Genomic DNA, 24322 nt, shown 5'->3' on the forward strand with positions numbered 1-24322 from the left:
CGTACGGACGCGTATACAGGCAGGCGTACGGCCGTACGGTCAGGCAGGCGGCCGTACGGTCGGGAAGGGCGGGCGTCCGGTCAGCTCGTGCGGCCCTTGGCGTCGAACGCCTTCATCCGGTCCAGCACGCCGTCGGCGCTGGGCGCGAACATCTCGTCGACGATGCGCCCGTCGGCGAGGAAGATCACCCGGTCCGCGTAGGACGCGGCCACCGGGTCGTGCGTCACCATCACGACGGTCTGGCCCAGCTCCCGCACCGAGTTGCGCAGGAAGCCCAGCACCTCGGCGCCGGAGCGCGAGTCCAGGTTCCCGGTCGGCTCGTCACCGAAGATGATCTCGGGCTGCGAGGCGAGGGCGCGGGCGACGGCCACGCGCTGCTGCTGGCCGCCGGAGAGCTGCGTGGGCCGGTGGCCGAGCCGGTCGGCCAGTCCGATCATCGTGATGACCTGGTCCAGCCACTGCTTGTCGGGCTTGCGGCCCGCGATGTCCATGGGGAGCGTGATGTTCTCCAGGGCCGTCAGGGTCGGCAGCAGGTTGAACGCCTGGAAGATGAAGCCGATCTTGTCCCGGCGCAACTGCGTGAGCTTCTTGTCCTTCAGGGTGGACAGCTCGGTCTCGCCTATGCGTACGGAGCCGCTGCTGAAGCTGTCGAGGCCGGCCACGCAGTGCATCAGCGTGGACTTGCCGGAGCCGGAAGGGCCCATGATCGCCGTGAACTCGCCCTGGCGGAAGTCGACGGAGACATGGTCGAGCGCGACCACTTGGGTCTCGCCCATTCCGTAGACCTTCGAGAGATCGGAGGCGCGGGCGGCCACCGCGGTGGCGCGGTGGGCGAGCGGGGTGGTGGTCACGGAAGAACACTCCTGTCGGGACGGAGCCGGCACGGAGCCGGCGGCGAGGACGCGGCGAGTGGAGGAACCCCTCCCTCGGCGACCCCTCCATCCTCGGCGCGGCAGCCCCCCGGGGCGTCCCTCCCGATGCCCGTTCCCGTGGCCCTCTTGGGGCTGACCGTCGGGGCGCGTTCTCCTCCTCGGGTATGACACCGTCCCTGAGAGGCTGTACGTACGCCCCCCTGAGGGATCCCCGATCATCCGTGACCATCCGTGCGCCCACACGCGCGCCGGAGGCGCCCCGGCGCTCGTCCGGAGCCGCGACTGTGCCGGATGCGTGACCGGGCGGCGACTTTTCGTCATTCTCATGTGCCTCGGTACGAGATGACCACCCGCGCCCGGCATGTGCCGATGGCTCGTTACGTGCCCTGACGCACCCTCAGACGTCAATAAAATAAGACAACATCGGGTAGGCGCTCGGCTGTTCGAGTGGTGTGTCCCGATAGGCTCCTGTGCCAACGCGGCGTCGCGCGCCTTGCCCGGATGGTGGAATGCAGACACGGCGAGCTTAAACCTCGCTGCCCCTCGGGGGCGTGCCGGTTCAAGTCCGGCTCCGGGCACATCACGCGCCACGTGCCGGTCGGCGCCGCGATCCCTTTGGGGTGGCTTTGTGACGAGCGGCACGTCGTGAGCGTCCCGATTTAACGAAAGATCCTCCCCGAGCACTAGGGCGTACGCTTTGCTGTCCCATTACTCTTGTCGCAAGGCCGCGCTGGGCGGCCATGGAGGAGTGAGATGAGGAGCAGCAACCCGGTCTTCTCGCGACGGGGCTTCAGCCGCGACAACGGCCACGCGGGCTTCAACGCGGCGCCGCAGGCCGGGGGCCCCGCCGTAGGAACCAACCCGTACGCGACGAACCCGTACGCGACCAACCCCTACGCGCAGCAGCAGGGCGCCCCGGTCGGCACGCCGCAGGCACCGCCGAACACCGGCGCCATGACCATCGACGACGTCGTCACCCGTACGGGTATGACGCTGGGCACGGTCGTGCTCACGGCGGTCCTCTCCTGGGTGCTGCTGCCGGTCGACCAGGCGAACATCGGCAAGTCGTACGGCATCGCCATCGGCGCCGTGCTCATCGCCTTCGTCCTGTCGATGATCCAGTCCTTCAAGCGCAAGCCGTCCCCGGCGCTGATCCTGTCGTACGCGGCGTTCGAGGGTGTCTTCCTCGGAGTGATCAGCAGCGTCGTCAGCACCTACATCGCGCCCGGTGTGGTGGTCCAGGCGGTGATGGGCACGATGGCGGTCTTCGCCGGCGTGCTGTTCGCGTACAAGATGCGCTGGATCCGCGTCACGCGCCGCTTCTACGGCTTCGTGATGGCCGCCGCGATGGGCTTCGTGCTCCTCATGGTCGCCAACATGCTCTTCAGCGTCTTCGGCGGCGGTGACGGCCTCGGCTTCCGCAGCGGCGGCCTCGGCATCCTCTTCGGGATCATCGGCATCATCCTCGGCGCGTGCTTTCTGGCGCTCGACTTCAAGCAGGTCGAGGACGGCGTCGCGTACGGCGCTCCGCGCGAGGAGTCCTGGCTGGCGGCGTTCGGCCTCACGCTGACCCTGGTCTGGATCTACATGGAGATGCTGCGGCTCTTCTCGATCCTCAGCGGCAACGACTAGCAGGACCGGGCGGAACGGCCGGGAGACCGGTGGCGGCCGACCGAGTGACGGAGGGGTGGGCGGGGGCGCGGGGCCCCCCCCCCCCCCGGGGGTGGGGGGGGGGGGGGGGTGGGGGGGGGTGGGGGGGGGGGGGCGGGGGGGGGGGGGGGGGCGCCCCGCCCCCCCCTCACCCCTCCGTCGTATTGCGTCGTGGTCGGTTTCCGTCGTGGTCGGTGCGGTTGACCGGTCAGGTGAGGCGGCGCGCCGCGCGCCTCAGGTCGTACTCGTGGACGATCGCTTTCGCGTGTCCGTACGCGAGGTCGTGCTCACTCCGCAGCCAGCTCACCTTTTCCTCGAAGCGGAAGAGGGACGGGCCGTCCTCGACGGTGCGGAGCCAGTCGGAGATCTCACGACCGGTGCAATGGGGGATACGGGCGAGCAGATTGCGATGGGTCTCTTCGGAGAAGACAAGGGACATCGGCGCCTCCGGACGCTCTGCGCGTGCTGGTCCTTCTGGACAGGATCCTTTCGGTCCTTCGGGTCCTTCTGGTCCTTTACGCCCACCGTGCCTGAGCCGGGAGCCGTTGGCAAGAGCTGTTGGCAAGCCGGTGGCCGTGCGTCCCGACAGCCGCGTAGGGTCGGGCGGGTGCTCGATACAACGCCGCTGACGGCTGCCGTGGACCGCTTCGCCGACCGGCTGAGGACCGCCCCGCAGAGCCGGCTCCAGCGCGGCGCCGCGGCCCGCGCCCTCGAACTGGCCAGGGAGTTGTCCGTACGGGCCCAGCGTCTGGAGAGCCCGGAGGCGGCGGTACGGATCATGCCGGACGCCGGTGTCTTCGCCGTCGCCGACCAGCTCACGGTCGCGGCCGTGGACCTGGCCGAGGCACTGCGAACGGCCCCGTCCGAGGCGGAACTGGACGAGGCCGTGCGGTCGGTGGGGAAGGCGGTCTCCGAGGCGTCGCTCTGACGCTCCGAAGAGCTCTGAGCTCAGAGCTCAGAGCTCAGAGCGAGGCTATGACGCGGTCCGCCAGGATGTAGATGTGCTCGGCGCCGGTGTCGCCGTGCCGGTAACCGTCGCCGCCGCAGGAGAACGTCAGGGTGTACGCGCCCGACACGCCGGACCCGCCCAGCAGGAACGGGGCCTCGCCCTCGCGCAGCGCGTCGGAGAGCCGCTCGGCGGTCTCGCGGTGGCCCGGGGTCATGCACAGCGTCGTACCGTCCGCGAAGACGTAGACGTCGAGCGTGCCCAGCGGCCCGGGGCGGACATCGGCCAGCGCCGTACGCGTCCGGGCCAGCTCCTCCAGCCGGGCGACGGTGCGCTCGTGGTCGGTGACGACCGGGGTCTGCACGGGGACGAAGTCCGGGTGGGAGGGGTGGCGGCGGCGCGCGGCGGCCAGCTCGGGGGAGTCCTCCGCGAACTCGACGGCCTCGCCCATGCCGGTCATGCCGCCCATGCCGAGCGTCGTGCCGACCGGCTCCGTCAGCTCACCGGCCGCCGAGTGGTCAGGGTGCCCCGCGTAGTCGTCGAACGCCTCCGCGGCGTCCAGGTCGAGCGCCTCCAGGGCCTCCAGCGACTCCAGGCCGACGAAGTCCATCTGGCGCGGCACGTAGAACGGCGTGTCCTCCGTGCCGAGGCCGGAGAGCCCGCCCAGCATCGACGGCGAGTCGGTCGCGTCGCGCGCCTCCTGCGCGGCCCAGAAGGCCCGCGCCTCGGCCAGCTCGCGCTCCCGCTCCTCCGCCAGCGCCTCGGCGACGGCGGTCCGTATGGCGTCGGTCTGCGCGGGGTCGGACGCGCTTCTGGCCTGCGGAACGGCGGCGGTGAGACCACCGGGGTGCGTCGCGGCCAGTTCACCGCGCAGGGCGCTGACCTGGCGACGCAGCGAGTGAGCGGCGTGCAGGGCAGCGACGCCCACGGCCGTGGCGGTGGCCGTGGTCAGCAGCAGGGCAAGAGACATGGTGCTCACTGACTACTCCCGATTCCGATCGATACCCCCGACTTCCTACCTCAGCTTGTCGGGGGCGGGGACCGCGCGGCAGTGCATTACGTCATGAAATGGACAGGTCTTTCGGCCTTACGTATCGTCGGTTCAAGGTCCTGACCAGGGCAAACGAATCTCCCCCGGGCATAGGTCACATCCTGGGGGAGATTCAGTCACGACTGGGGTTCGGGGGCGTCGGGGTCACCCTTCCGGAATTGCGCGGACACGCTGAGTGATCGAAGGGGGGGGGCTCAGCTCAGCCGCTCGTGTTTTCGGTCGCGCTGGGCTTCGCCTCCGCTGCGGGCAGGTGCCGCCCTCGTGCCTCGGGCGACCCCTACCCTCCGCTGCGCCTCAGCTCAGCCGCTCGTGCTTTCGGTCGCGCTGAGCTTCGCCTCCGCTGCGGGCAGGTGCCGCCCTCGTGCCTCGGGCGACCCCTACCCTCCGCTGCGCCTCAGCTCAGCCGCTCGATCACCATCGCCATCCCCTGCCCGCCCCCCACGCACATCGTCTCCAGGCCGAACTGCTTGTCGTGGAACTGGAGGCTGTTGATCAGCGTGCCGGTGATGCGCGCGCCGGTCATGCCGAAGGGGTGGCCCACGGCGATCGCGCCGCCGTTGACGTTCAGCTTCTCCAGCGGGATGCCCAGGTCCCGGTAGGACGGGATGACCTGGGCCGCGAACGCCTCGTTGATCTCGACCAGGTCGATGTCGCCGATGGTCAGTCCGGCGCGGGAGAGTGCCTGCCGGGAGGCCTCGACCGGGCCGTAGCCCATGATCTCCGGCGACAGGCCGGTGACGCCGGTGGAGACGATCCGGGCCAGCGGGGTCAGGCCCAGCTCGCGCGCCTTGGTGTCCGACATGATCACGAGCGCGGCGGCGCCGTCGTTGAGCGGGCAGCAGTTGCCGGCGGTGATCCGTCCGTCGGGGCGGAAGACGGGCTTGAGGCCCCGTACGCCCTCCAGGGTGACGCCCGCGCGCGGTCCGTCGTCCGCCGTGACGACCGTGCCGTCCGGCGTGGTCACCGGGGTGATCTCGCGCTCCCAGAAGCCGTTCTTGAGGGCTTCCTCGGCGAGGTTCTGCGACCGTACGCCGAACTCGTCCATGTCCTCGCGCGTGACGCCCTTGAGGCGGGCCAGGTTCTCGGCGGTCTGCCCCATCGCGATGTACGCGTCGGGCACCAGGCCGTCGGCGCGCGGGTCGTGCCACTCGGCGCCCTCGCTCCCCGCGACGGCGGCGGTCCTCTCCTCGGCGTCAGCGAAGAGCGGGTTGTGCGTGCCCGGCATGCCGTCCGAGGAGCCGTTGACGGAGCGCGAGACCATCTCCACGCCCGCCGAGATGAAGACGTCGCCCTCGCCCGCCTTGATGGCGTGCAGGGCCATCCGGGAGGTCTGGAGCGACGAGGAGCAGTAGCGGGTGATCGTGCAGCCCGGGAGGTGGTCCATGCCGAGCTGTACGGCGACGATACGGCCGAGGTTGTGGCCCTGTTCGCCGCCCGGCAGGCCGCAGCCGAGCATCAGGTCGTCGATGTCGCGGGGGTCCAGCTCGGGGATCCGGTCGAGTGCGGCGCGGATGATCGTGGCGGTCAGGTCGTCGGGCCGCAGGTCCTTGAGCGAGCCCTTGAAGGCGCGGCCGATCGGGGAGCGGGCGGCAGAGACGATCACGGCTTCGGGCATCACGGCTCCAGAGGTGCGGAAGGTGCGAGTGCGGGGCGCGGCGTATGGGGTCGGGTCGGGGTCGGGGGCGGGTTCGGGGGCGGATTCGGATCCGGACTTGGACTCGGGGGCAGGACTCACTGGGAAGTTACCCGTACGTAGCGCACGGGTCACCCGGCCCGGCGTGTGATGCGGGCCTCTTTTCTAAGCGCTTGCTCACGTCCCGATGCGGCGACTCACGCCTCCCGTCCCACCCCGTGCGCCTCCGCCGTGCTCGCGTCCTCCGGTGTCGCCTCCGCCGGGGACGGCAGCGGGTGCCGCCTGCGCCGGTGCTTGAGCAGGGCCCACGGCGCCCGGACGCCCGTGACCTCCGTACCGGCCCGGGACGCCGCCGCCGAGGCCGCCTTCGCGACCGGCAGCATGTCCTCGTCGCGCGAGGCGTCGAGGTGGTCCGTCTCCGGCCACAGGCCGAGCACCGCGCAGAGCGTGGGCAGGACCGCCATGGCGGCCGTCGCGTACCCCTCCGCCGAGGGGTGGTAGTTGTCCGGGCCGAACAGCTCGCGCGGGTTCGCCGCGAACTCCGGGCCCAGCAGATCGCCCAGTGAGACCGTACGGCCGCCCTGCTCCACCGCGACGATCGTCTGCGCCGCCGCGAGCTGACGGCTCGCGCGCCGCGCCAGCCAGCGCAGCGGCTGGTACACCGGCTCGATCGTGCCCAGATCCGGGCAGGTCCCGACGACCACCTCGGCTCCGGCCGTACGCAGCCGCCGTACCGCCGCGGCCAGGCACCGTACGGACTCGGTGGCCGGCATCCGGTGCGTGACGTCGTTCGCGCCGATCATGATCACGCAGACGTCCGGGACACGGTCCGCGGCGGATCCGGAGGCGGCGCCGGAACCGGAGGCCGTCAGGAGCTGGCTCACCTGCCGCTCCAGATCGTCGGACCTGGCCCCGGGGAGCGCCACGTTCCGCAGGTCCACCGGGCGCTCGGCGACCGCCGCCAGCCCCGAGGCGAGCAGCGCCCCCGGGGTCTGCCCGGCCCGCCGTACGCCCTGCCCCGCCGCCGTGGAGTCACCCAGCATGCCCATCCGCAGCGGCTGCGTATGGCCGAAGGCCAGTCCGTACCAGCCGTCGCCGCTGGGCGGTACGGGGGCGGTCCCGCCGCCCACCGACCGCTTCGCGAGCTGGACCTCCGCCAGCACCACCCCGATGCCCGCGGCTCCCAGCAGGCCGATGGACCCGCCGCCGTAGGCCGCGCCGGCCGCGATCCGTCGTGCCACCCTCGCCCTCGACACAGTGCGAGCCTCCTCGTCGTCTTACGCACGAGTGCGTACACCAGCTAACTGCCCCGTGGGTACGGTCGCCCAATCTCACCCACGGGCGCATACGCTGGCCGGACCATCACGGAGACCCCGGAGACAACGGTGCAATTCCACGACTCGATGATCAGCCTGGTCGGCAATACCCCGCTGCTGAAGCTGACCAGCGTGACCGAAGGCATCCAGGCGACAGTCCTGGCCAAGGTCGAATACTTCAACCCCGGCGGCTCGGTCAAGGACCGGATCGCCCTGCGCATGATCGAGGCGGCCGAGGAGAGCGGCGAGCTGCTGCCCGGCGGCACGATCGTCGAACCGACGAGCGGCAACACGGGCGTCGGCCTTGCCATCGTGGCCCAGCAGAAGGGCTACAAGTGCGTCTTCGTCTGCCCTGACAAGGTCTCCACGGACAAGATCAACGTGCTGCGCGCGTACGGCGCCGAGGTCGTCGTCTGCCCCACGGCGGTCGACCCCGGGCACCCCGACTCGTACTACAACGTCTCCGACCGGCTGGTGCGGGAGACGCCGGGCGCCTGGAAGCCGGACCAGTACAGCAACCCGAACAACCCGCGCTCGCACTACGAGACCACCGGTCCGGAGCTGTGGGACCAGACGGACGGGAAAATCACCCATTTCGTCGCGGGCGTCGGCACCGGCGGCACGATCACCGGTACCGGCCGCTATCTGAAGGAGAAGAGCGGCGGCCACGTACGGGTCGTGGGCGCCGACCCCGAGGGGTCCGTCTACTCGGGCGGCTCCGGGCGGCCGTACCTGGTCGAGGGGGTCGGCGAGGACTTCTGGCCGACGGCGTACGACCGTACGGTCACGGACGAGATCGTCGCCGTGTCCGACAAGGACTCCTTCCAGATGACCCGCCGTCTCGCCAAGGAGGAGGGCCTGCTCGTCGGCGGCTCGTGCGGGATGGCTGTCGTCGCGGCGCTGAAGGTCGCGGAGGGGCTCGGCCCGGACGATGTCGTGGTCGTCCTGCTGCCGGACAGCGGACGCGGCTACCTCAGCAAGATCTTCAACGACGAGTGGATGAACGACTACGGCTTCCTCGACCACGAGGGCGACACGGCGAGCGTCGGGGACGTCCTGCGCCACAAGGCGGGCCCGATCCCCACGCTCGTCCACATGCACCCCGAGGAGACCGTGGGCGAGGCCATCGACGTCCTGCGGGAGTACGGCGTCTCCCAGATGCCGATCGTGAAGCCGGGCGCAGGCCACCCGGACGTGATGGCCGCCGAGGTCATCGGCTCGGTGGTGGAGCGGGAGCTGCTGGACGCGCTGTTCACCCAGCGCGCCTCGCTCGGCGACCCGCTGGAGAAGCACATGTCGTCCCCGCTGCCCCAGGTCGGCTCGGGCGAGCCGGTCGCCGACCTGATGGCCGCGCTGAGCGGTTCGGACGGCGCGGACGCGGCGATCGTCCTGGTCGAGGGGAAGCCGACAGGGGTCGTGAGCAGGCAGGACCTGCTGGCGTACCTCGCCGGTGGCGCGGTCGGCGGCCCGGCCGGCGGCGCGAAGTAGCCGCTGGTGGGTGGCCGGATCCGGCCACCCACGAACGGCCGGCGCCGATACGGAAGCTCAGGTTCGCGAAAGTGGTACGAGCGCGACACGTCCGCGCAGCACCCGCTTAACACGCGACCTGCATAGTCGTTGTTGTCGGCGTCAAGGACCTCCGGAGCGGCTCCCGGACCTCCATGGACGCCAGGACACGTCAGCCGGCCCTGACCCGGACCGTGTCCCTCGCGGGGACCGCCGTCGTCCCGCCCCCCGTTCACGGGGGTGCGGCGGTCCCCGCGACTATCCTCCCGCTCAGTCCTCCCCGCCCCTCAGTCCTCCCAGTCGGACTCCGTACGCTGCCGACGGGACATCCAGGGCCGGCCGCGTGAGGCGTGCACCGCGTTGACCGCGACGATGCCGATCCAGCAGACCACCAGGCCCTTGAAATCCGCGTTCACCACGGCGATCGCGGTGAGCGGGACGGCGAGGATCAGGGAGACGAGCCCGAACCCGAAGCGTTCGCCGAACCCCTCCATGGGTGCGGACGAGGGCGCGCTGCCACGGGCGACGACCATCTGTTTCTCGGCGAGTTGACGCCGGACACGGCGGTCGACCGTGCTGTCCAGCCGCTGTTCCACTTTCTCCAGGAACGACTCGACGAGCGCCGAGTCGTACTCCGCCCCCAGATCGTGGCGGGCCTGGAGCGTGGCGTCGAGTTCCTTCTTCAGCTCAGGGTCGCGGGCTTCCATACCGGTACCGTACGAAGCGGGCGGGCCCCGGTCAGTGGGGCTGTCCCCCGTCTTTACCTGCGGAACACCCCATGCCGCCCCGGGCCGCCCGAGACTCTTCGGGACTCTTCGGGGCCTTTGAGGAGATGGTGAAAGGCCGTGGGTTCGAGTTTTCTGAAGGGGGCTCGGACTCGAACTCGCGGGTGGGTCGGCCATAACGGTACGTGGGCGGGCCCGGGTTTGTCTGAGCCCACCGAACTGGCGGCACCAAGGTGCCGCTGCGCGCAGAGCGACAGGCGACGGGAGGGAATCTGCGGCGACGCCGAGGACTACTGGCCCGCCAAGAGGGCCGGGCCGAGGAGTAGCCCCGGCGGCCGAACGCCGGAGAACCGGAACGGCGCGGTGTCGTTATGCACGGTATGAGTGACAGCTCGCAGAACATCCAGCCCCCGCGCGACCTGACCGCCCGGTCCGTTGACCGTACCGACGGCGACCGCACCCTCCACGGCATCCAGCTCGACTGGACCGTAGGCGAAAACGGCGGCGCCGACTGGCCCCCGCCCGCCGACTGGAACGGGGCGGACTCCCCCTACCCGCACGATTACGAGGTCTGGCTGAACGGCGACAACAAGGAGACCTTCCGCCTCGACTGGGGCTCCGAGGCGGGCGAGTGGAAATCATCCTGCACCCACTGGGTGGGCCTGGATCCCGAGCCCGGTGTCAAGTACAGCGTGAAGATCCGGGCCCGGCTGAAGGACGACATGTGGAGCGCGTTCACCGACGAGGTGAGTGTCTCGACCGACGAGGTGAGTGTCTCGATGGACGGCAGTCGCTGACCTGGCGGCTTCTGGGCTCACCCCCTGCACGCCGCGGCCATCCGCCAGGCCCTCCTCGACCTCTGACGATCAGCCGGCGTGCCGGAGCCCTGGTACCCGTGCGGAAGCACGGGTACCAGGGCTCCGGCCGTCAAGGGCTGCGAGGCTACGCGCTGTAGAACCCCCGCAGACGCTGCTCGAACTCTGTATCGTCCGGCAGTTCGCCCTGGGGTGTCACCGCGTCGGTGGCACCGGACAGCTCCTGCGCGAGCTGGTCCGCGTACTCCTGCACGCTCACCCCGGCCTCCTCCGCCGCTTCCGCCACTCCCTCGGCGTTCAGCACGCTCAGTAGCTGCGCGCCCGTGATGGGCTGGTTCTCCGTGACATCGCTGACCCACGAACCCACCTGGTCGGCGAACCCGTTGTCCGCCAGGTACAGCAGTAGTTCACCGAGATCCGTCGACCTGATCCCGGAAACGGCCTCCGTCGTCACTTCGAACCCTCCTTCGCCGCAGCCGCCTGTCCCAGCTTCAGCAGATCACCGTGGATGTTAATCCCGGAGCCGGCGACCTGCGCGGTGCCCTTGAGCATGTCCTTGACCGATTCGTTCTTGTGCCGTTTGAGAAAGTCGGCGAGTCGCATACGGGTTCCTCACTGTGCCTACTGATCACGCAAGGTGGCGATCGTCACCAGGGAAACGAATGATCACCTTCTGAGTCACTACCGAGCGCGCCTCGCCCCTGAACAGGGAAGGGAGTGTCAACCAGTGCCGTCAACGGGCTCCGGCCTCGGCGCCGGGCCCCCGTTGCGGAGACTGTGTTCGATGAGGCCCGCCTGGTCGATGGTGCCGGTGTAGCGCAGGGCCGCGCCGACGGTCAGGCCGAACAGGTCACAGATGCGGCGGGGGTCGCCGCCGGTGGCCTCGGCCTCGTGAAGAAGGCGGTCCTCGCGAAGCCGGCTGGTGGGCATGCCGAGCACGTCGTTGATCCAGACGTTGCTGACCGGCTCCACGCCGCAGCCCGTGGTCTGGGAGACGAACAGGTGGGGGTTGGCGGTGCGGGGCCACCGGTGGTTGCGGTAGTCCAGGTAGGCCGCCAGGCGCGTGCGTACTGGGGCGGCGAGCAGGACCGTCCGGTTCGGCAGGAACAGCCGCCCGTCGCGCAGGTCCGTGGTTTTCACCATGCGCAGATGCCCGGTGGTGAGCGCGTGGAAGATCGCCAGGGCCGCCAGGGCCGCCCGCGGTACTTCCTGGTCGTGGAGAACTCTGCGGAGGTCGTCGACCTCGACGGGCAGGGGGATGGTGGTGGTCGGCATGCCGCAGAAGATCCGGGCGGTGGGGTCGGTGAAGATGACCCGCCGGTTCTTCAGTGGCCGCAGGATGTGCCGCAGGCCCTGGAGCATGTCGACACGTGGGGTTCCGCTGTCGGGCAGGACAGCGACGACGTCGGCCCGGGTGATGGACCGCAGCGAGTCCTTGCCCTGGTCCGCCCACGCCCGAAGGGCAGGCAGCGCCTTCGTCACCATCCGCTGAATCCACCGGTGCGGTCGCGCCTTGACGCGCGGCGCAGTGGTGCTGCCGGACAGTTTCAGCTCGAACCAGACGGCCAGCTCGTCGGCCATCGGTTCGGGAAGGCCCGCGGTGCGTTCACGGAACCAGGGGACGATGTTCGGGATGCGGTCGTCATCGAGCATGCCGCGGTGAGCGAGCAGCCTCAACAGGGGTTTGACCGGAAGTTCGAGGGTCCGCAGCAACAGGACGTCGGACGCCAGGAACCGGGCGCCGGGCGTGTCCTGGATGCTCAACAGGACACGCAGACCGCGGTCCAGACCGTAGGCGGTGCAGTACCCCAGCCCGTGGTGTTGCGCGTAGTCGTCGACCGCGGCCCTCAGCGCCGCCGCTACCTCGGGTGCGTCGACGTCGGGGAAGCCGTGCTCTTGGCCGCGCCGCAGGTCTCGGCCCTCCGGAGGGAACAGGACGAGCTGCCGGTGCCCCGCTGGCACCAGCGGGGGCGGAGGCTGCGGAGCCGGTTCGTACTTGCGCCGTGACCACTTCGGGTTCAGCAGTTGTAGACGCCGTTCGGTGTCCGCGAAGTACAGCTGCTGCCCGTGCCGGTTCGCCCCCTCCAGGTCCAGGGCATGGCGGCGGGGCCGTAGTACGTATGCCTGCTTCGTGCACAGCCGACAGGCGCCGGTGTCGCCCAGGTGAAGCTCGCGGCCGCAGATCCGGCACGGACCGGACTTCGGATAGAGCCGACGCCAGGCGCGGCACCCCACGCACATCCTGCCGTAGCGCCGCAGCATCCCCCAGGCGAAGCAGTCCGGGCAGGACGCCGGGCGCTCAGCCGACGAACCGCGGTAACACTCACGGCACTTGTGCGCTGACCAGTAGTCCTCGGTCGATCCGCACTGACGGCACGGCGGCGGGTCACACGGTTGCGGCCGGCACCCGTGGCAATACTTCGCCCCGTAGGTAGAGACTGGCCGCTGTCGGCACCGGGGGCAGATCCTCGGCGGCGCCATCAGAGCGGCGGAAGGGTCCGGCCGCGGCCCAGCCGCGGCACCACCGACGAGGACCCGGTCGCCGCCTGCTGCTCGGCCTGGGGCCGCCTGGACGCCGCCACCTCCGCCTCGTGGATCAGCAGGTCCGCCGTGGTGCATTTCAGCACCAGACAGATGATGTCCAGGTCATCGAGCCGGACCGTCGTGGGCGTCCCCGTCCACAGTGCCGACATCTTCCCTGTGCTGATCTCCAGCCCGGCATCCGCCAGGCGCCGGCGCATCTCGGTGGACTTCCAGATCCCCCGCTCGGCGGCCTTCATCCGCAAGTTCCAGCGCATATCCTCTCCCTCAGCCCAATCCCAGCCGGTCTGTGACCCGCTGGTTCGCCGTCGCCCACGTCTGCTCGATGTGGTTGTCGTGTACGTGGATGTACCGGGTCGTAGTGGACAACCATTCGTGGCCCAAAAGCTCCTGCACCGCCTTCAGATCGACGCCTTGCAGATAGAGCGACGAGGCACAGAAGTGCCGCAGCACGTGCGGTGTCAGTCGCCCGGACCACGCGGGCAGGAACGTCCCCACCGCACCCTTCAGGCCCGACCGCAGCGCGTCGTCACCGGCCCGCAGGCAGAACCCCGTCAGGGGATCGCGGCGCTCACTGGGGAACATCGGGGCGTCGGGGTTGGCGTAATCGTCACCGAACTGGTGCCGTACGTCGCCGAGCCACCAGTCCATTAAGGCGTCCGTCGAGTTGATGGCCGGCACCAGGCGGCCCTTCGGCCCCCGCCCGCGACTGCCCTTGCCGTGCCGGACGTGCAGCTTGCCGAAGTCGCCCAGGTCCGGCCGCCAGTCGCGGATGTCCAGCTTGAGCGTCTCGGTCATGCGCGTCCCGACCCGGCGCCACAGCGAGGCGACCATGTAGTCCCGGGCGGCGGGCAGGAACTTCCTCGCCCCGCCCAGCGACTCCCGCCACCCGGTGAACAGCCGGTCCACCTCCGTCTCCGACGGCGGAATCCGCTGCGTTCCGTACTCGCTCTTGGCCGGACGGTTGAACTCGTCGATCGGCTGCACCAGCACGTGACCGGTCAGCGCGTGGATGTCGCCCTGGTAGCGGGTGATCAGGAATTCGAAGAACTGCGCGAGCGTCCACGCCTTCGTCTGAACCGTGCTGTGCGCCAGCCGCTTGACCTTGCGCTGATCCGCGAGGAACCGGTCCGCGTCCTCCGGACCACTGGTCCACACCGGCCGGCCGAGGAACCGCACGAACTCGAAGATCGCCCGCCGGTCGTCCGCGATCGAACCGTCCGCCATCCCAGCGCCGACCCCGGCAAGCAGGAACTGGTCAACCAGCTCCTGCTCGAAGTCCTCGTACTCCTGCGCCGTCGCCAGCCGCCGCGGTGTCCCGATCGACCGGACGACCGCGAGCGTCACCGACGCCTCAGCTCACTGCGAACGACCATGCGTCATGGATAGCGGGATGCCGTCAGGAATCTCGACGGAACGTCGGACTCTCCATGCGATTGAGTGAACCCCCGCTCACCAGTACCGCAGGTCAGAAGATGATGGCCTATGCAGAAAGAACTCACGGGAGTCCCGACACCGTGATCGAGCCGCGTCACTACGGCCACGGCGACCTGCCGCACATCCGGCAGGTGCTCCTCGACATCCACGCGGCCGTCCCCGAGTACCCGCCCGACGACCCCTTCGTACAGCGGTTCCCGTGGTTCGTCGACCAGTGGGGCGGGCGTCCTGGATTCACCTGCGTGATCGGGTACGACGGGGACGAGCCGGCCGGATTCGCCTACGGGGCGCCGCTGGCCGAGGGCCGGGAGTGGTGGCGCGGCCACCACACGCCGGCCGCCGGGGCGTCCCGTACGTACGCCGTGTCGGAGCTGATGGTGCGCCCGCGGTGGCGGGGGACCGGGGCCGCGGGACGGCTCCACGACGCGCTGCTGGCGGGCCGGGAGGAGGACCTGGCGGTGCTGCTGTTCGACGCGGCGCACCCCAGGGTGCGGGCGCTCTACGCGAGGTGGGGGTACGAACGGGTCGGTGACGACCGGCCGTTCCCCGACGCGCCGGTCTTCAGCGTGATGGTGAAGCCGCTGAAGCCCTGACTGTTCTCTTTTGGGTTACGGGGTACGGGTCGGCGCGTCCGCGTAGTGGGGCAGGGGGACGACGCCCACGCACGCCCCGTCCCGGTCGAGGAGCCGGCCCATGTGCTTCGTGGTGCGCAGGACCACCGAGCGGTCGTCGACGGTCAGGCGCGGCAGCCGCTGGGCGAGATGGGCCTCGAAGGTGTGCACATCGGCCAGGGTGCGCAGCCAGACGTCGAGCACCACATTGTGCGGGCCCGCGGTGATCGAGCACGACCGTACCTCCGGCACCGAGGAGAGCAGCCGGACCGTCTCGTCGAGGTGTTGCGCGGGCACGGACGCGAAGTACACGGCGGACAGCGGCCAGCCGGAGAGCGGTCTGGCCAGGTCGCAGCGGAGCCACAGCCAGGAGGAGAGCAGCGTCTGGAGCCTGCGGCGGACGGTGGTGAACCCCGCGCCCGTGGCCTTCGCCAGGTCGGGGACGGACATCCGGCCGTCGGCGCCGAGGAGTTCGGCGAGCCGGGTGTCCAGCTCGTCCCGGACATGCGTACCCGCGCCGTGGGCCCCCGGTCCGTGAGTGGCGCTGCCCGGCGCGTCCCGGGTGTCCCGGGTGGGGGCCGTGCGCGGCAGCGCTCGCTCCAGCCGGGCCCGCTGCGTCGCGTCCAGGCTGCGCAGCCGCCAGCGGCTGCCTTCTGTGGGGACGGCCGTGGCCACGTGTGTACGGGTCGCCCGTACCCCGGGCGTCGCGCGGAACAGTTCGTTGGTGAAGTGGGCCAGCGCTTCGAGACCGCCCGCCTGGATGGTGGCCACCAGGTCCCGGCCGCCCGCCGTGAGCTTGACGTTCACCACTTCGGGGTGGATACCCAGCGCGTCGGCGACGTCCTCGCCGAAGCCGGGTTCGGTGTCGATCTCGACGACCCCGGTCACCACGATCCGGGGGTCGGAGAGCCGCCCGTACGCGGTCACCCACGCCAGCCCGGCCCGCTCCAGCCGCTGCCAGCGCCGGGCGGCCGTCACCGGGTTCACCCCGAGGACCTCGCCCACCAGCGTCCAGGGGGCGCGCGGATGGATCTGGAGCGCCTGTACGACGGACCGGTCCAGTTCGTCCAGCGGCCGGGGCCCGGCGGATTCCGGCTCCCGGGCGGCAGAAACCTGCATGTCCATGGATGGCCTATTCCTGCGATCGGAGTGCCGGAGACGGAGGAAGGCTGCACATTAACACGGGATTCACCTGATCTTCCGACACTCGCTGCCATGAAGCATCCCCTGAACCCCGATGCCCCCAGGACCGCGCTGCGCGTCGAGAACGCCACTCTCGTCGACGGCACCGGAGCCGCGCCCGTCACCGACGCCGTCGTGATCGCGGACGCCGAGGGAACGATCACCTACGCCGGTCCCGCCGCGACGGCGCCCCCGGCGCTCCCCGGGGCGGCCGGGTCCGCCGGGTCCGCCGGGTCCGCCGGGTCCGGAGCGGCGGCCGGTACGACCGTCGTCGACGCGGGCGGGCGCACCGTCCTGCCCGGCTTCTTCGACTGCCACGTCCACCTCGCGTACGCGCACGGCGCCCACCCGGGCCGCCGCGGCGAACTCGACCCGGTCCTCGTCACCCTCGACACCGCGGCCCGGCTCCGCCAGACCCTCGACGCGGGCATCACCACCGCCCGCGACCTGGCCGGGCTCTCCGCCGGCTTCCGTACCGCCGTCGAGTCCGGCCGGATCGCCGGACCCCGGCTGCACACCGCCGTACGGGTCATCAGCCACACCGGCGGGCACGCCGACGTACGCCTGCCCGACGGCACCGACCTCAGCGGCGGCATGTCCGAACTCGCCGACTCCGTGGACGAGTCGCGCCTCGCGGTACGGCGGGTGCTGCGCGAGGGCGCCGACCTCGTGAAGATCTGCGCCACCGGCGGCATGGGCAGCCCGTACGACCAGCCCGACGACGAAGGGCTGCTGGAGGAGGAGATCCGGGCGGTCGTCGACGAGGCCAGGCGTCACGGGAACAAGCCCGTCGCCGCGCACGCCCAGGGCAACGCGGGCATCCTCAACGCGATCCGCGGCGGCGTCACCAGCATCGAGCACGGGTACGGCATGGACGACCGGGCCATCGAGATGGCCGGCGAGCGGGACATCTTCGTCGTCCCGACGCTCTCCACGGTGTACGCGGGCATCAACAAGGACACGATGGCGCCGTACCACTACGAGAAGAAGGTCCGCTGGTCGGGCCTGACCAAGGAGAACATCGCCCGAGCCATCGCCCGCGGCTCCCGGATCGCGCTGGGCACCGACGCCGCCGTCGGCCCGCACGGCCAGAACCTGATGGAGCTGAGCTATCTGGTGGATCTGGGGATGAGTCCCATGGACGCCATCGTCGCCGGTACCCGCACCTCCGCCGAACTCCTCGGCCTGGCCGACCGGCTGGGCACGCTGACCGCCGGGCGCACCGCCGACCTCGTCATCGCCGACGGCGATCCGCTCGCGGACATCGGGGTGCTGGGCGACCCCGCGAACATCGTCTGTGTCGTCCAGGACGGGCGCGTACGCAAGGACACCCTGGGCGCTACCGCTACCGCTACGACGTCGTCCTCCGTGGCCTCTCCGGACCGGAGGGAGCCATGACGAAGCCAGTGACGACCGGCGCGCCCGCCCCTGAGCAGGAGCAGAAGCCGCAGCAGGAGCGGGAGTCCCGTACCGGACTCGACCGCGTGCTCGCCACCATCGAGCGCGCGGGCAACGCCCTCCCCAACCCCATCGCCCTCTTCGCCTCGCTCTTCGTGCTCCTGGCGGTCGTCTCCACCGTCCTCGCCCTCGCGGACGTGGCCGTCGAGGTGCCCGGCACGGACGAGACCAAGAGTGTCAACGGGCTGCTCAGCGGCGCGGGTGTGGCGTGGCTGCTGGAGAACCTGGTCCCGAACTTCGCGACCTTCCCGCCCATCGCGGCCGTACTGGTCATGATCATGGCGGTCGGCCTCGCGGAGAAGACCGGACTCCTGGAGACGGTGATGCGGGCCACCCTGGCCCGCGCGCCCCGCTCCGTCCTGCCGTACGCCGTGGCCCTGATCGCCTGTCAGGCGCACCTCATGAGCGACGTCGCCAATATCGTCATACCGCCGCTCGCGGCCATGGTCTTCAAGAGCGCGGGACGCCACCCCGTCGCCGGCCTGATCGGCGGTTTCGCCTGTGTGGGCGCCGGGTATGCCGCCGGGTTCACCATCGGCTCGCTCGACGCCCTGTACGTCGGCATCACCCAGCAGGCGGCGGCGGTGCTCCCCGGCGCCGAGTCGCTCCACATCCACCTGCTCATCAACTACTTCTTCACCGCCTCCAGCAGTCTGGTGCTCGGCGCGCTCGGCGGCTTCCTCATCAGCCGCGTACTGGAGCCGCGCCTCGGCCCGTACACCGCCGCCGGTGACGAACCCCCGCAGGAGGACCTGACCCTCACCGGCGCGCAGCGGCGCGGTCTGCTGTGGACCGGGCTCGTCCTCGCCGGGTACGCGGCGGTGGTGCTCGTCCTGTGGCTGCCCTCCGGGGCCCCGCTGCGCGGCGAGGGCGGGGCGTTCGTGCCCTCGCCGGTGCTGAGCGGGATCGTCCCGATCCTGTTCGGCGCGTTCCTGCTGGCCGGGCTCACGTACGGGGTCACGGTCAAGACGCTGACCGGCACCGAGGACGTGGTCACCGCCATGTCCGACTCGGTCAGGAACATGGCGGGCTACGTCGTCCTGATGTTCGTCGCCGCCCAGGTCATCGCCGTCTTCAACTGGTCCAACGTCGGTGTCCTGCTCGCCGTGAAGGCCGCCGCGCTGCTCAACTCCGTGGGGTTGACGGGGTTCTGGGCCGTCGTCGCCTTCGTCGTACTCGTCGCCGTCCTCAACCTCTTCATCGTGTCGGGGTCGGCGCTCTGGTCGCTGGTCGGGCCGGTCTTCGTGCCCGCGTTCATGCTCCTCGGGATGAGCCCGGCGCTCAGCCAGGCCGCGTTCCGTATCGGCGACTCGGCCACCGGCATCATCACGCCGATGAACCCGTATCTCTTCCTGCTGCTCGCCATGCTCCGCCGCTACGAACCCGACGCCCGCCTCGGCACGCTCATCTCCCGGCTCGCCGTCTTCGTCGTCCCGTTCCTGGTGGTGTGGCTGGCGATCCTGGGGATCTTCTACGGGTTCGGGCTGCCGCTCGGCCCGGGTGCGGAGATCGGCCTGGACGCGAACACGAACGGCGGCTGACCGACCGGCTGACCGGCTGACGGAGCGGCACCCGCACCCCGTATCTCCGTCAGGCCCGCACCTTCTTCGTCACTTCTTGGTCAGGCCCCGCTCGGCCGTCCACTCCCTCGCCACGTCCTCCGGGTCCTTCTTGTCCTTGTCGACCTTGCGGTTCAGCTCCGTCAGATCCTCCGTCGACAGCGCGTTGCCCAGCCGTGCCAGCGCCCTGCGCACCGTCGAGTCGGCCTTGCGGTCGGCGATCAGGGGGACGATGTGCTGCCCGGGGATCAGGTTCTTCGGGTCGGTGAGCACCACCCAGCCCTCGTCGGCGATGTCCGTGTCCGTGGTGAAGAGGTTGGCGACGTCCACGTCCCCCTTCCTCAGCGCCCCCTTGACCAGCGGCCCCGAGGAGTCCAGCGACTTGAACTCCTTGAACTCCACGCCGTAGACCTCCTTGAGCCCCACAACACCCACCACCCGCTTCTTCACCTCGGGCGCCGCCCCGATGACCAGCTTCCCGTTCTGCTTCTTCAGGTCCGCCAGCGTCCGCAGCCCGTACTTCTCGGCGGTCGCGCGCGTGACCGCGAAGGCGTCGGAGTCCTCGGCCTTCCCGTACGGGAGGATCTGGAGCCCCGTCGGGAGGGCGACGGCCAGGGCGTTCTGCATCTCGCCCTCCTCCGCGGCGGTGGCCTCGGGGGAGAGGTAGTGGAGCAGCGCGCCCTGGTACTCGGGGAGCAGATCGATGTCGCCGCCCTTGAGCGCGGGGATGAGGATCTCGCGGGTGCCGAGGCCGGGGCGGACCCTCGTCTTCACCCCGGCGGCGCCGAGGACGGACGCGTAGAGGTAACCGAGGATCTGGTTCTCGGTGAAGTTGGCGGTGCCGATGGTGAGGCCGTCCGCGCTGGAACCGCCGCCTCCGCTCCCACCGGCCGCGCTCTGGCCGTCGAGGGAGGTGATGCCGCCGCCGCACGCGGCGAGCACGGGGACGGAGGCCGCGGCGAACAGGCCGCCGAGGAGGGTGCGCCGGTTCATCGGTGCGTTCATTGGAAGGGCTCCCGGGAGGGGTACGGAGGAGGGGCGGAGGGGGAGGAGAGGGCTGTCACGCGGGCTGTCACGCGGGCGTGCGGTGGCGGAACAGGACGCGCTGGAGCCCGGAGAGCGCCAGGTCCAGTACGACGGCGACCATCGCCACCAGTACCGCCCCGCCCAGCACCTGGACGAGGTCGCGCTGCGCCAGGCCGTCGAAGACGTACCGGCCCAGGCCGCCGAAGCTGACGTACGCGGCGATCGTCGCCGTCGCCACCACCTGGATCAGCGCGAGCCGCAGCCCGGTCATGATCAGCGGCAGCGCGAGCGGGATCTCGACCTGGAGCAGCACCTGGTGGCCGCGCATGCCCTGGCCCCGTGCCGCGTCCTTCACCTCCGGGTCGATCGCGCTCATCCCCGCGTACGTGTTCGTCACGATCGACGGGACGGCGAGGGCGACCAGCGCCACGTACACCGGGGTCATGGAGAGCCCGCTGGCCAGGAAGACCAGCACGACCAGACCGACCGTCGGCAGGGCGCGGCCGAAGGAGGCCAGGTTGATGGCGACGAACGCGCCGCGCCCCGTGTGCCCGATCAGCAGCCCGACGGGCAGCGCGATCACGGCGGCGATGAGGGTCGCGAGCAGCGAGTACTGGAGGTGCTCGGCGAGCCGGTGGCCGATGCCGTCGGACCCCGTCCACTGCTCGCCCGCGGTCAGCCAGGAGCCGAGGTTCTTGAAGAGTTCGTACATGCCGGGGTCAGGCCTTCCCGCTCGATGACCGGGTCCTGGGACGCCTGGGCCGTCTCGTCCAGGGGGTGAGTACGTACTGCACACCGACCAGAGCCGCGTCCGCGATCAGCGCGAGCAGCAGGGTCAGTACGACGCCGGCCACCACGGGGGTGGGGAAGTTGCGCTGGAACCCGTCGGTGAAGAGCTGGCCGAGGCCGCCGTCACCGATGTACGTGGCGACGCTGACGAGCGAGATCGACATGACCGTGGCGATCCGCACGCCCGCCATGATCACGGGGAGGGCGAGCGGCAGCTCGACGGTGAGGAGCGTACGGAGCGGGCGCGTCCCCATCGCCACGGCGGCCTCGCGGGCCTTGGCCGGTACGGAGTCGAGCCCTTCGACCGTGTTCCGCAGGAGGACGACCAGCGTGTAGATCGTCAGGCCGATGACGGTGGTGGTCCTGGTCAGCCCGGAGACCGGCAGGAGGAGCACGAAGACCGCGATCGACGGGATCGTGAACAGGACGTTCGAGAGCCCGAGCAGGAAGCCCCGCAGCGGGCGCACCCGGTGCGCGAGGACGGCGAGGGGGAGGGAGATCAGCAGCCCGAGGAGTACGGCGGTGAGGGCGGCCTGGAGGTGCGAGAGGGTGAGGGTGGTGAGATCGCCCGCGTGGTCGGATATCCACGACCATTGGATGGTCATACGGCCGCGTCCTTCGACACCGTCTTCGGCGTCCCGCCCGCCGGCGCCGCTGCCACGGCCGGGACCGCCTCCGTGGCCGCCTCCCGGTGGCTGCGCCCCGCGTGCTCGTGGATCGCCTCGCGCGAGGTGACCCCCGTCAGTACGCCGTCCGCGTCGACCCGGGCTATCAGCCCCGTGGGCGAGGCGATCGACTCGTTCAGCGCCGCGAGCAGCGAGTCCGTGTCACGCAGCGGCCGTACGGGGGCGAGGGTCTCCCCGCGCGCCGAGCCTGTGGCCGAGCCCGTGCCGGAGCGCGCGCCCGAGCCGGAGCCCGTGCCGGAGCTGTCGGGGTCCAGCCAGCCCAGCGGCTCGCCCTTCTCGGAGACGACCAGATGCGGCCCGCTGCCGCGCGCGGGCACCGGCGCGTCCTCCCGTACCGTCGTCGCCCGCTGGACCGGCACCCGCGCAAGCGTCGTCAGCGACAGCAGCTTCAGCTCGCGCTCCGCGCCGAGGAAGTCCGCGACGAACGCGTCCGCCGGGCGGGCCAGCAGCTCGGCGGGCGCGGCGCACTGGACGAGGTGGCCGCCCGTACGGAAGACGGCGATGCGGTCACCGAGCCGTACCGCCTCGTCGATGTCGTGGGTGACGAACGCGATGGTCTTGTTCAGCTCCTGCTGGAGGCGGAGCAACTCGTCCTGGAGCTGGGTCCGTACGACCGGGTCGACCGCGCCGAACGGTTCGTCCATCAGCAGCACCGGCGGGTCGGCGGCGAGCGCCCTGGCCACGCCGACGCGCTGCTGCTGGCCGCCGGAGAGCTGGTGCGGGTAGCGCTTGCCGGCGTCCGCAGTCAGCCCCACCGTCTCCAGCAGCTCCGCCGCCCGCGTCCGCGCCTTCCTGCGGCCCCAGCCGAGCAGCAGGGGCACGGTCGCGATGTTGTCCAGGACGGTGCGGTGCGGGAAGAGCCCCGCCTGCTGGATGACGTAACCGATGCCGCGCCGCAGCTCGGCGGCGTCCTGGTCGAGAATGTCCTTGCCGCCCAGCCGGATCGTGCCGGAGGTCGGGTCGACCATCCGGTTGATCATGCGGAGCGTGGTGGTCTTGCCGCACCCGGAGGAGCCGACCAGCACGGTGATGCCGCCCTCGGGCATCTCCAGCGTCAGGTCGTGGACCGCCGTTGAGAGCTTCCGCCGAAGGTGAGAGTTGACGAGGCCGTTGGCCTGCTCACTGTCCATTTGAAGGACGTCGAAGTCTTCGGTTTCGGGCCACTGAGAATGACAGTGAGAACGCAGGGTGGCGATGGCGGCACCGGCTGGTGCTGGTGCCTGATTCACATTCCGAGTAGTCGCCCAAGTGCGCAGCCGTCCTCAGCTGCGTACACGGTGAAGCAGGTTTGCGTACCACCAGGCGAGAGCCGCGCCACTCAGCCATCCTGATCCGCCAAACAGGAGTAGTCCCGCCAGGTAGAGGGCTGTTCATCTGCGCAGCGCGCCGGCGTAGCAGCGGCCCAGCGCCGTACCACTTCCGCGGGCGCCTTCGAGGAGCGGTTCTGCGCGGCCACGGTGGGCTGGCTGTCCGCGGCGACGAGGTCTCGGCTGGACGACCTGATCGCCGAGGACGCGGGCACGGGCGAGGAGAGCGCGCGAGCGCTGGGGGACTTCTTCACCGAGCTGAAGGCGGACCCGGGCGCGCTCAGGCTGCTGGCGGAAGTGAACAAGCTCCAGCGAGTGCGAGTGCGAGTGGGGTTGTTGGAGTGGCGGAGCCGTCAACTCCCCGCGCCGGATACCGGGTTCATGGGCGCAGCACGCCCTGGGCGAGGAACTGCGGGATGAGTTCGAAGTGACGGGAGACGCGCACGCCGATGGGGTCGGGTTCGAAGTTGACCTGCCAGATCTCGACGCCGCGCTTCACGGCCTTTGCGACCTCGGCTTTGACTTCGCTGTGGTGGCTGCTCTGACGGACCTGGAAGCCGGGGTTGTCGTAGAGGAAGCAGACCAGGAGGATCGCGCGTTCGTGGGCTTCGATGCTGCGGCCGAGTTCGCCGATGTGCTTGACGAGCCGGTGGGGTGTGACCGAGATGCGCGTCAAAGGGGCAATGAGATGATCTTGATGCCCTGAGTGGCGCACCAACTCACTCGTCGGCGTTGTCGGCGGTTTCGGCGAGGAGGCGGTAGACCGTGGCGACCGAGGGGTGCTCGCCTTTGTTCTTGCCCGAGGGGATGACGAGCTTGCGGGCGATCTGCGGGACGGTGACGCCCTGGGCGCGGGCGTAGTCGGCCATATCGTCGTCGACGACCTTGGGGCGCCCTCCGTGACGGCCGCGCTCGCGGGCGGACGCCTGGCCTTCCAAGGACTTTTCCCGGATGTACTCGCGCTCGGACTCGGCCGTGCCGGCGAAGAACGCGAACAGGGCGGCGCCGTGCCCGGACGGGTCGTAGACCCCCTGGCCAGCTCGGCGGCGCCGCGGCCCAGGCGCTTCATCTCGTGCACCGTGAAGATCACCCGCTGGTGCGGGACGGCCTTCTTGATGGTGCGGGCGAAGTCGCCTTGACGAACTCCGGCCGGACCTTGATCCGGGGGCTGATCTTCTCCGAGAAGACCGGATCGCACCCGGCGTCGGCGAG

Annotated in this window: 25 protein-coding genes and 1 tRNA gene; 8 read left to right on the top strand and 18 right to left on the bottom strand. The window is 70.5% G+C overall.

The features are described 5' to 3' along the window. Positions 1–80 precede the first annotated feature (80 nt). On the bottom strand, positions 81–851 hold the full coding sequence (locus tag ACIBJC_RS14610; RefSeq protein WP_399292008.1) for an ABC transporter ATP-binding protein: 771 nt from the start codon (positions 849–851) through the stop codon (positions 81–83). Positions 852–1367: 516 nt separating this feature from the next. Here ACIBJC_RS14610 and ACIBJC_RS14615 point away from each other — a divergent pair. After that, positions 1368–1450, top strand: a tRNA-Leu gene (locus tag ACIBJC_RS14615). Positions 1451–1625: 175 nt separating this feature from the next. Next, positions 1626–2504 (top strand): Bax inhibitor-1/YccA family protein, encoded by an 879-nt coding sequence (locus ACIBJC_RS14620; protein ID WP_399292010.1) that lies wholly within the window; start codon positions 1626–1628, stop codon positions 2502–2504. 226 nt (positions 2505–2730) lie between these two features. Here the strand turns inward: ACIBJC_RS14620 and ACIBJC_RS14625 are convergent, their stop codons facing one another. Further along, positions 2731–2961, bottom strand: coding sequence for a DUF4287 domain-containing protein (locus tag ACIBJC_RS14625; protein ID WP_329823452.1), 231 nt, complete (start codon positions 2959–2961; stop codon positions 2731–2733). A gap of 168 nt (positions 2962–3129) precedes the next feature. Between ACIBJC_RS14625 and ACIBJC_RS14630 the strand changes: the two genes are divergently transcribed. Then, complete coding sequence (locus ACIBJC_RS14630) at positions 3130–3450, top strand: hypothetical protein (protein ID WP_399292013.1); 321 nt, start codon at positions 3130–3132, stop codon at positions 3448–3450. Positions 3451–3484: 34 nt separating this feature from the next. On the opposite strand, the gene ACIBJC_RS14635 is transcribed toward ACIBJC_RS14630, so the two are convergent. The 3 genes from ACIBJC_RS14635 to ACIBJC_RS14645 all read right to left on the bottom strand — a co-directional run bounded on the left by ACIBJC_RS14635 (position 3485) and on the right by ACIBJC_RS14645 (position 7393). Continuing rightward, positions 3485–4423, bottom strand: a complete 939-nt coding sequence (locus ACIBJC_RS14635; protein ID WP_399292356.1) for a hypothetical protein — start codon at positions 4421–4423, stop codon at positions 3485–3487. 490 nt (positions 4424–4913) lie between these two features. Beyond that, positions 4914–6134 carry an acetyl-CoA C-acetyltransferase gene (locus ACIBJC_RS14640; RefSeq protein WP_399292015.1) on the bottom strand — a complete coding sequence of 407 codons (1221 nt, stop codon included), beginning with the start codon at positions 6132–6134 and terminating at the stop codon, positions 4914–4916. Between the two features lie 215 nt (positions 6135–6349). After that, on the bottom strand, positions 6350–7393 hold the full coding sequence (locus ACIBJC_RS14645; RefSeq protein ID WP_399292357.1) for an SGNH/GDSL hydrolase family protein: 1044 nt from the start codon (positions 7391–7393) through the stop codon (positions 6350–6352). A gap of 144 nt (positions 7394–7537) precedes the next feature. Between ACIBJC_RS14645 and ACIBJC_RS14650 the strand changes: the two genes are divergently transcribed. Then, the gene (locus ACIBJC_RS14650) at positions 7538–8956 is read left to right on the top strand and encodes a cystathionine beta-synthase (RefSeq protein WP_399292017.1); all 1419 of its coding nucleotides are present in this window, start codon (positions 7538–7540) and stop codon (positions 8954–8956) included. 305 nt (positions 8957–9261) lie between these two features. Here ACIBJC_RS14650 and ACIBJC_RS14655 read toward each other — a convergent pair whose 3' ends face one another. After that, positions 9262–9681 (bottom strand): hypothetical protein, encoded by a 420-nt coding sequence (locus ACIBJC_RS14655; RefSeq protein ID WP_399292019.1) that lies wholly within the window; start codon positions 9679–9681, stop codon positions 9262–9264. Between the two features lie 398 nt (positions 9682–10079). Here ACIBJC_RS14655 and ACIBJC_RS14660 point away from each other — a divergent pair, with 398 nt between their 5' ends. Further along, on the top strand, positions 10080–10496 hold the full coding sequence (locus tag ACIBJC_RS14660; RefSeq protein ID WP_399292021.1) for a hypothetical protein: 417 nt from the start codon (positions 10080–10082) through the stop codon (positions 10494–10496). 145 nt (positions 10497–10641) lie between these two features. Here ACIBJC_RS14660 and ACIBJC_RS14665 read toward each other — a convergent pair whose 3' ends face one another. The 5 genes from ACIBJC_RS14665 to ACIBJC_RS14685 all read right to left on the bottom strand — a co-directional run bounded on the left by ACIBJC_RS14665 (position 10642) and on the right by ACIBJC_RS14685 (position 14402). Beyond that, complete coding sequence (locus tag ACIBJC_RS14665) at positions 10642–10968, bottom strand: YidB family protein (protein ID WP_399292023.1); 327 nt, start codon at positions 10966–10968, stop codon at positions 10642–10644. Further along, complete coding sequence (locus ACIBJC_RS14670; protein ID WP_399292025.1) at positions 10965–11117, bottom strand: hypothetical protein; 153 nt, start codon at positions 11115–11117, stop codon at positions 10965–10967. Before ACIBJC_RS14670 ends, ACIBJC_RS14665 begins: the two co-directional genes overlap by 4 nt. A gap of 117 nt (positions 11118–11234) precedes the next feature. Beyond that, positions 11235–12776 (bottom strand): hypothetical protein, encoded by a 1542-nt coding sequence (locus tag ACIBJC_RS14675; RefSeq protein WP_399292027.1) that lies wholly within the window; start codon positions 12774–12776, stop codon positions 11235–11237. A gap of 218 nt (positions 12777–12994) precedes the next feature. Further along, positions 12995–13312: a helix-turn-helix domain-containing protein gene (locus tag ACIBJC_RS14680; protein ID WP_399292029.1), complete on the bottom strand. Its 318-nt coding sequence runs from the start codon at positions 13310–13312 to the stop codon at positions 12995–12997. Positions 13313–13322: 10 nt separating this feature from the next. Further along, on the bottom strand, positions 13323–14402 hold the full coding sequence (locus ACIBJC_RS14685; protein ID WP_399292031.1) for a tyrosine-type recombinase/integrase: 1080 nt from the start codon (positions 14400–14402) through the stop codon (positions 13323–13325). Positions 14403–14572: 170 nt separating this feature from the next. Between ACIBJC_RS14685 and ACIBJC_RS14690 the strand changes: the two genes are divergently transcribed. Then, on the top strand, positions 14573–15085 hold the full coding sequence (locus ACIBJC_RS14690; RefSeq protein WP_399292033.1) for a GNAT family N-acetyltransferase: 513 nt from the start codon (positions 14573–14575) through the stop codon (positions 15083–15085). 15 nt (positions 15086–15100) lie between these two features. On the opposite strand, the gene ACIBJC_RS14695 is transcribed toward ACIBJC_RS14690, so the two are convergent. After that, positions 15101–16228 (bottom strand): Lrp/AsnC family transcriptional regulator, encoded by a 1128-nt coding sequence (locus tag ACIBJC_RS14695; RefSeq protein ID WP_399292034.1) that lies wholly within the window; start codon positions 16226–16228, stop codon positions 15101–15103. Between the two features lie 90 nt (positions 16229–16318). On the opposite strand from ACIBJC_RS14695, the gene ACIBJC_RS14700 reads away from it, so the two are divergent. Both ACIBJC_RS14700 and ACIBJC_RS14705 read left to right on the top strand, forming a co-directional pair. Next, complete coding sequence (locus ACIBJC_RS14700; protein WP_399292035.1) at positions 16319–17683, top strand: amidohydrolase family protein; 1365 nt, start codon at positions 16319–16321, stop codon at positions 17681–17683. Next, positions 17680–19284 carry an AbgT family transporter gene (locus ACIBJC_RS14705; protein WP_399292037.1) on the top strand — a complete coding sequence of 535 codons (1605 nt, stop codon included), beginning with the start codon at positions 17680–17682 and terminating at the stop codon, positions 19282–19284. Before ACIBJC_RS14700 ends, ACIBJC_RS14705 begins: the two co-directional genes overlap by 4 nt. Before the next feature lie 69 nt (positions 19285–19353). Here the strand turns inward: ACIBJC_RS14705 and ACIBJC_RS14710 are convergent, their stop codons facing one another. From ACIBJC_RS14710 to ACIBJC_RS14735, 6 genes are all read right to left on the bottom strand, one after another. Further along, positions 19354–20295: an ABC transporter substrate-binding protein gene (locus ACIBJC_RS14710; RefSeq protein ID WP_399292359.1), complete on the bottom strand. Its 942-nt coding sequence runs from the start codon at positions 20293–20295 to the stop codon at positions 19354–19356. A gap of 79 nt (positions 20296–20374) precedes the next feature. Beyond that, positions 20375–21040 (bottom strand): ABC transporter permease, encoded by a 666-nt coding sequence (locus tag ACIBJC_RS14715; RefSeq protein WP_399292039.1) that lies wholly within the window; start codon positions 21038–21040, stop codon positions 20375–20377. A 7-nt stretch (positions 21041–21047) separates the two neighbouring features. Next, a complete protein-coding gene (locus ACIBJC_RS14720; protein ID WP_399292041.1) occupies positions 21048–21722 on the bottom strand; it encodes an ABC transporter permease in 675 nt (224 codons plus the stop codon). Beyond that, positions 21719–22933, bottom strand: coding sequence for an ABC transporter ATP-binding protein (locus ACIBJC_RS14725; protein WP_399292043.1), 1215 nt, complete (start codon positions 22931–22933; stop codon positions 21719–21721). The genes ACIBJC_RS14720 and ACIBJC_RS14725 overlap by 4 nt, the downstream gene beginning before the upstream one ends. 556 nt (positions 22934–23489) lie before the next feature. Then, positions 23490–23786 (bottom strand): DNA/RNA nuclease SfsA, encoded by a 297-nt coding sequence (locus tag ACIBJC_RS14730; RefSeq protein WP_399292045.1) that lies wholly within the window; start codon positions 23784–23786, stop codon positions 23490–23492. A gap of 43 nt (positions 23787–23829) precedes the next feature. Beyond that, complete coding sequence (locus ACIBJC_RS14735) at positions 23830–24048, bottom strand: hypothetical protein (protein WP_399292047.1); 219 nt, start codon at positions 24046–24048, stop codon at positions 23830–23832. Positions 24049–24322 lie beyond the last annotated feature (274 nt).

The organism is Streptomyces sp. NPDC050509, assembly GCF_044457965.1.
Lineage (GTDB): Bacteria > Actinomycetota > Actinomycetes > Streptomycetales > Streptomycetaceae > Streptomyces.

Bases quoted from the DNA above. Each gene is read 5' to 3' on its own strand.
- ACIBJC_RS14620 (WP_399292010.1), top strand. From the start codon at position 1,626: ATGAGGAGCAGCAACCCGGTCTTCTCGCGACGGGGCTTCAGCCGCGAC.
- ACIBJC_RS14625 (WP_329823452.1), bottom strand. From the start codon at position 2,961: ATGTCCCTTGTCTTCTCCGAAGAGACCCATCGCAATCTGCTCGCCCGT.
- ACIBJC_RS14640 (WP_399292015.1), bottom strand. From the start codon at position 6,134: ATGCCCGAAGCCGTGATCGTCTCTGCCGCCCGCTCCCCGATCGGCCGC.
- ACIBJC_RS14655 (WP_399292019.1), bottom strand. From the start codon at position 9,681: ATGGAAGCCCGCGACCCTGAGCTGAAGAAGGAACTCGACGCCACGCTC.
- ACIBJC_RS14660 (WP_399292021.1), top strand. From the start codon at position 10,080: ATGAGTGACAGCTCGCAGAACATCCAGCCCCCGCGCGACCTGACCGCC.
- ACIBJC_RS14670 (WP_399292025.1), bottom strand. From the start codon at position 11,117: ATGCGACTCGCCGACTTTCTCAAACGGCACAAGAACGAATCGGTCAAG.
- ACIBJC_RS14675 (WP_399292027.1), bottom strand. From the start codon at position 12,776: ATGCTGCGGCGCTACGGCAGGATGTGCGTGGGGTGCCGCGCCTGGCGT.
- ACIBJC_RS14680 (WP_399292029.1), bottom strand. From the start codon at position 13,312: ATGCGCTGGAACTTGCGGATGAAGGCCGCCGAGCGGGGGATCTGGAAG.
- ACIBJC_RS14695 (WP_399292034.1), bottom strand. From the start codon at position 16,228: ATGGACATGCAGGTTTCTGCCGCCCGGGAGCCGGAATCCGCCGGGCCC.
- ACIBJC_RS14700 (WP_399292035.1), top strand. From the start codon at position 16,319: ATGAAGCATCCCCTGAACCCCGATGCCCCCAGGACCGCGCTGCGCGTC.
- ACIBJC_RS14705 (WP_399292037.1), top strand. From the start codon at position 17,680: ATGACGAAGCCAGTGACGACCGGCGCGCCCGCCCCTGAGCAGGAGCAG.
- ACIBJC_RS14710 (WP_399292359.1), bottom strand. From the start codon at position 20,295: ATGAACCGGCGCACCCTCCTCGGCGGCCTGTTCGCCGCGGCCTCCGTC.
- ACIBJC_RS14715 (WP_399292039.1), bottom strand. From the start codon at position 21,040: ATGTACGAACTCTTCAAGAACCTCGGCTCCTGGCTGACCGCGGGCGAG.
- ACIBJC_RS14720 (WP_399292041.1), bottom strand. From the start codon at position 21,722: ATGACCATCCAATGGTCGTGGATATCCGACCACGCGGGCGATCTCACC.
- ACIBJC_RS14725 (WP_399292043.1), bottom strand. From the start codon at position 22,933: ATGGACAGTGAGCAGGCCAACGGCCTCGTCAACTCTCACCTTCGGCGG.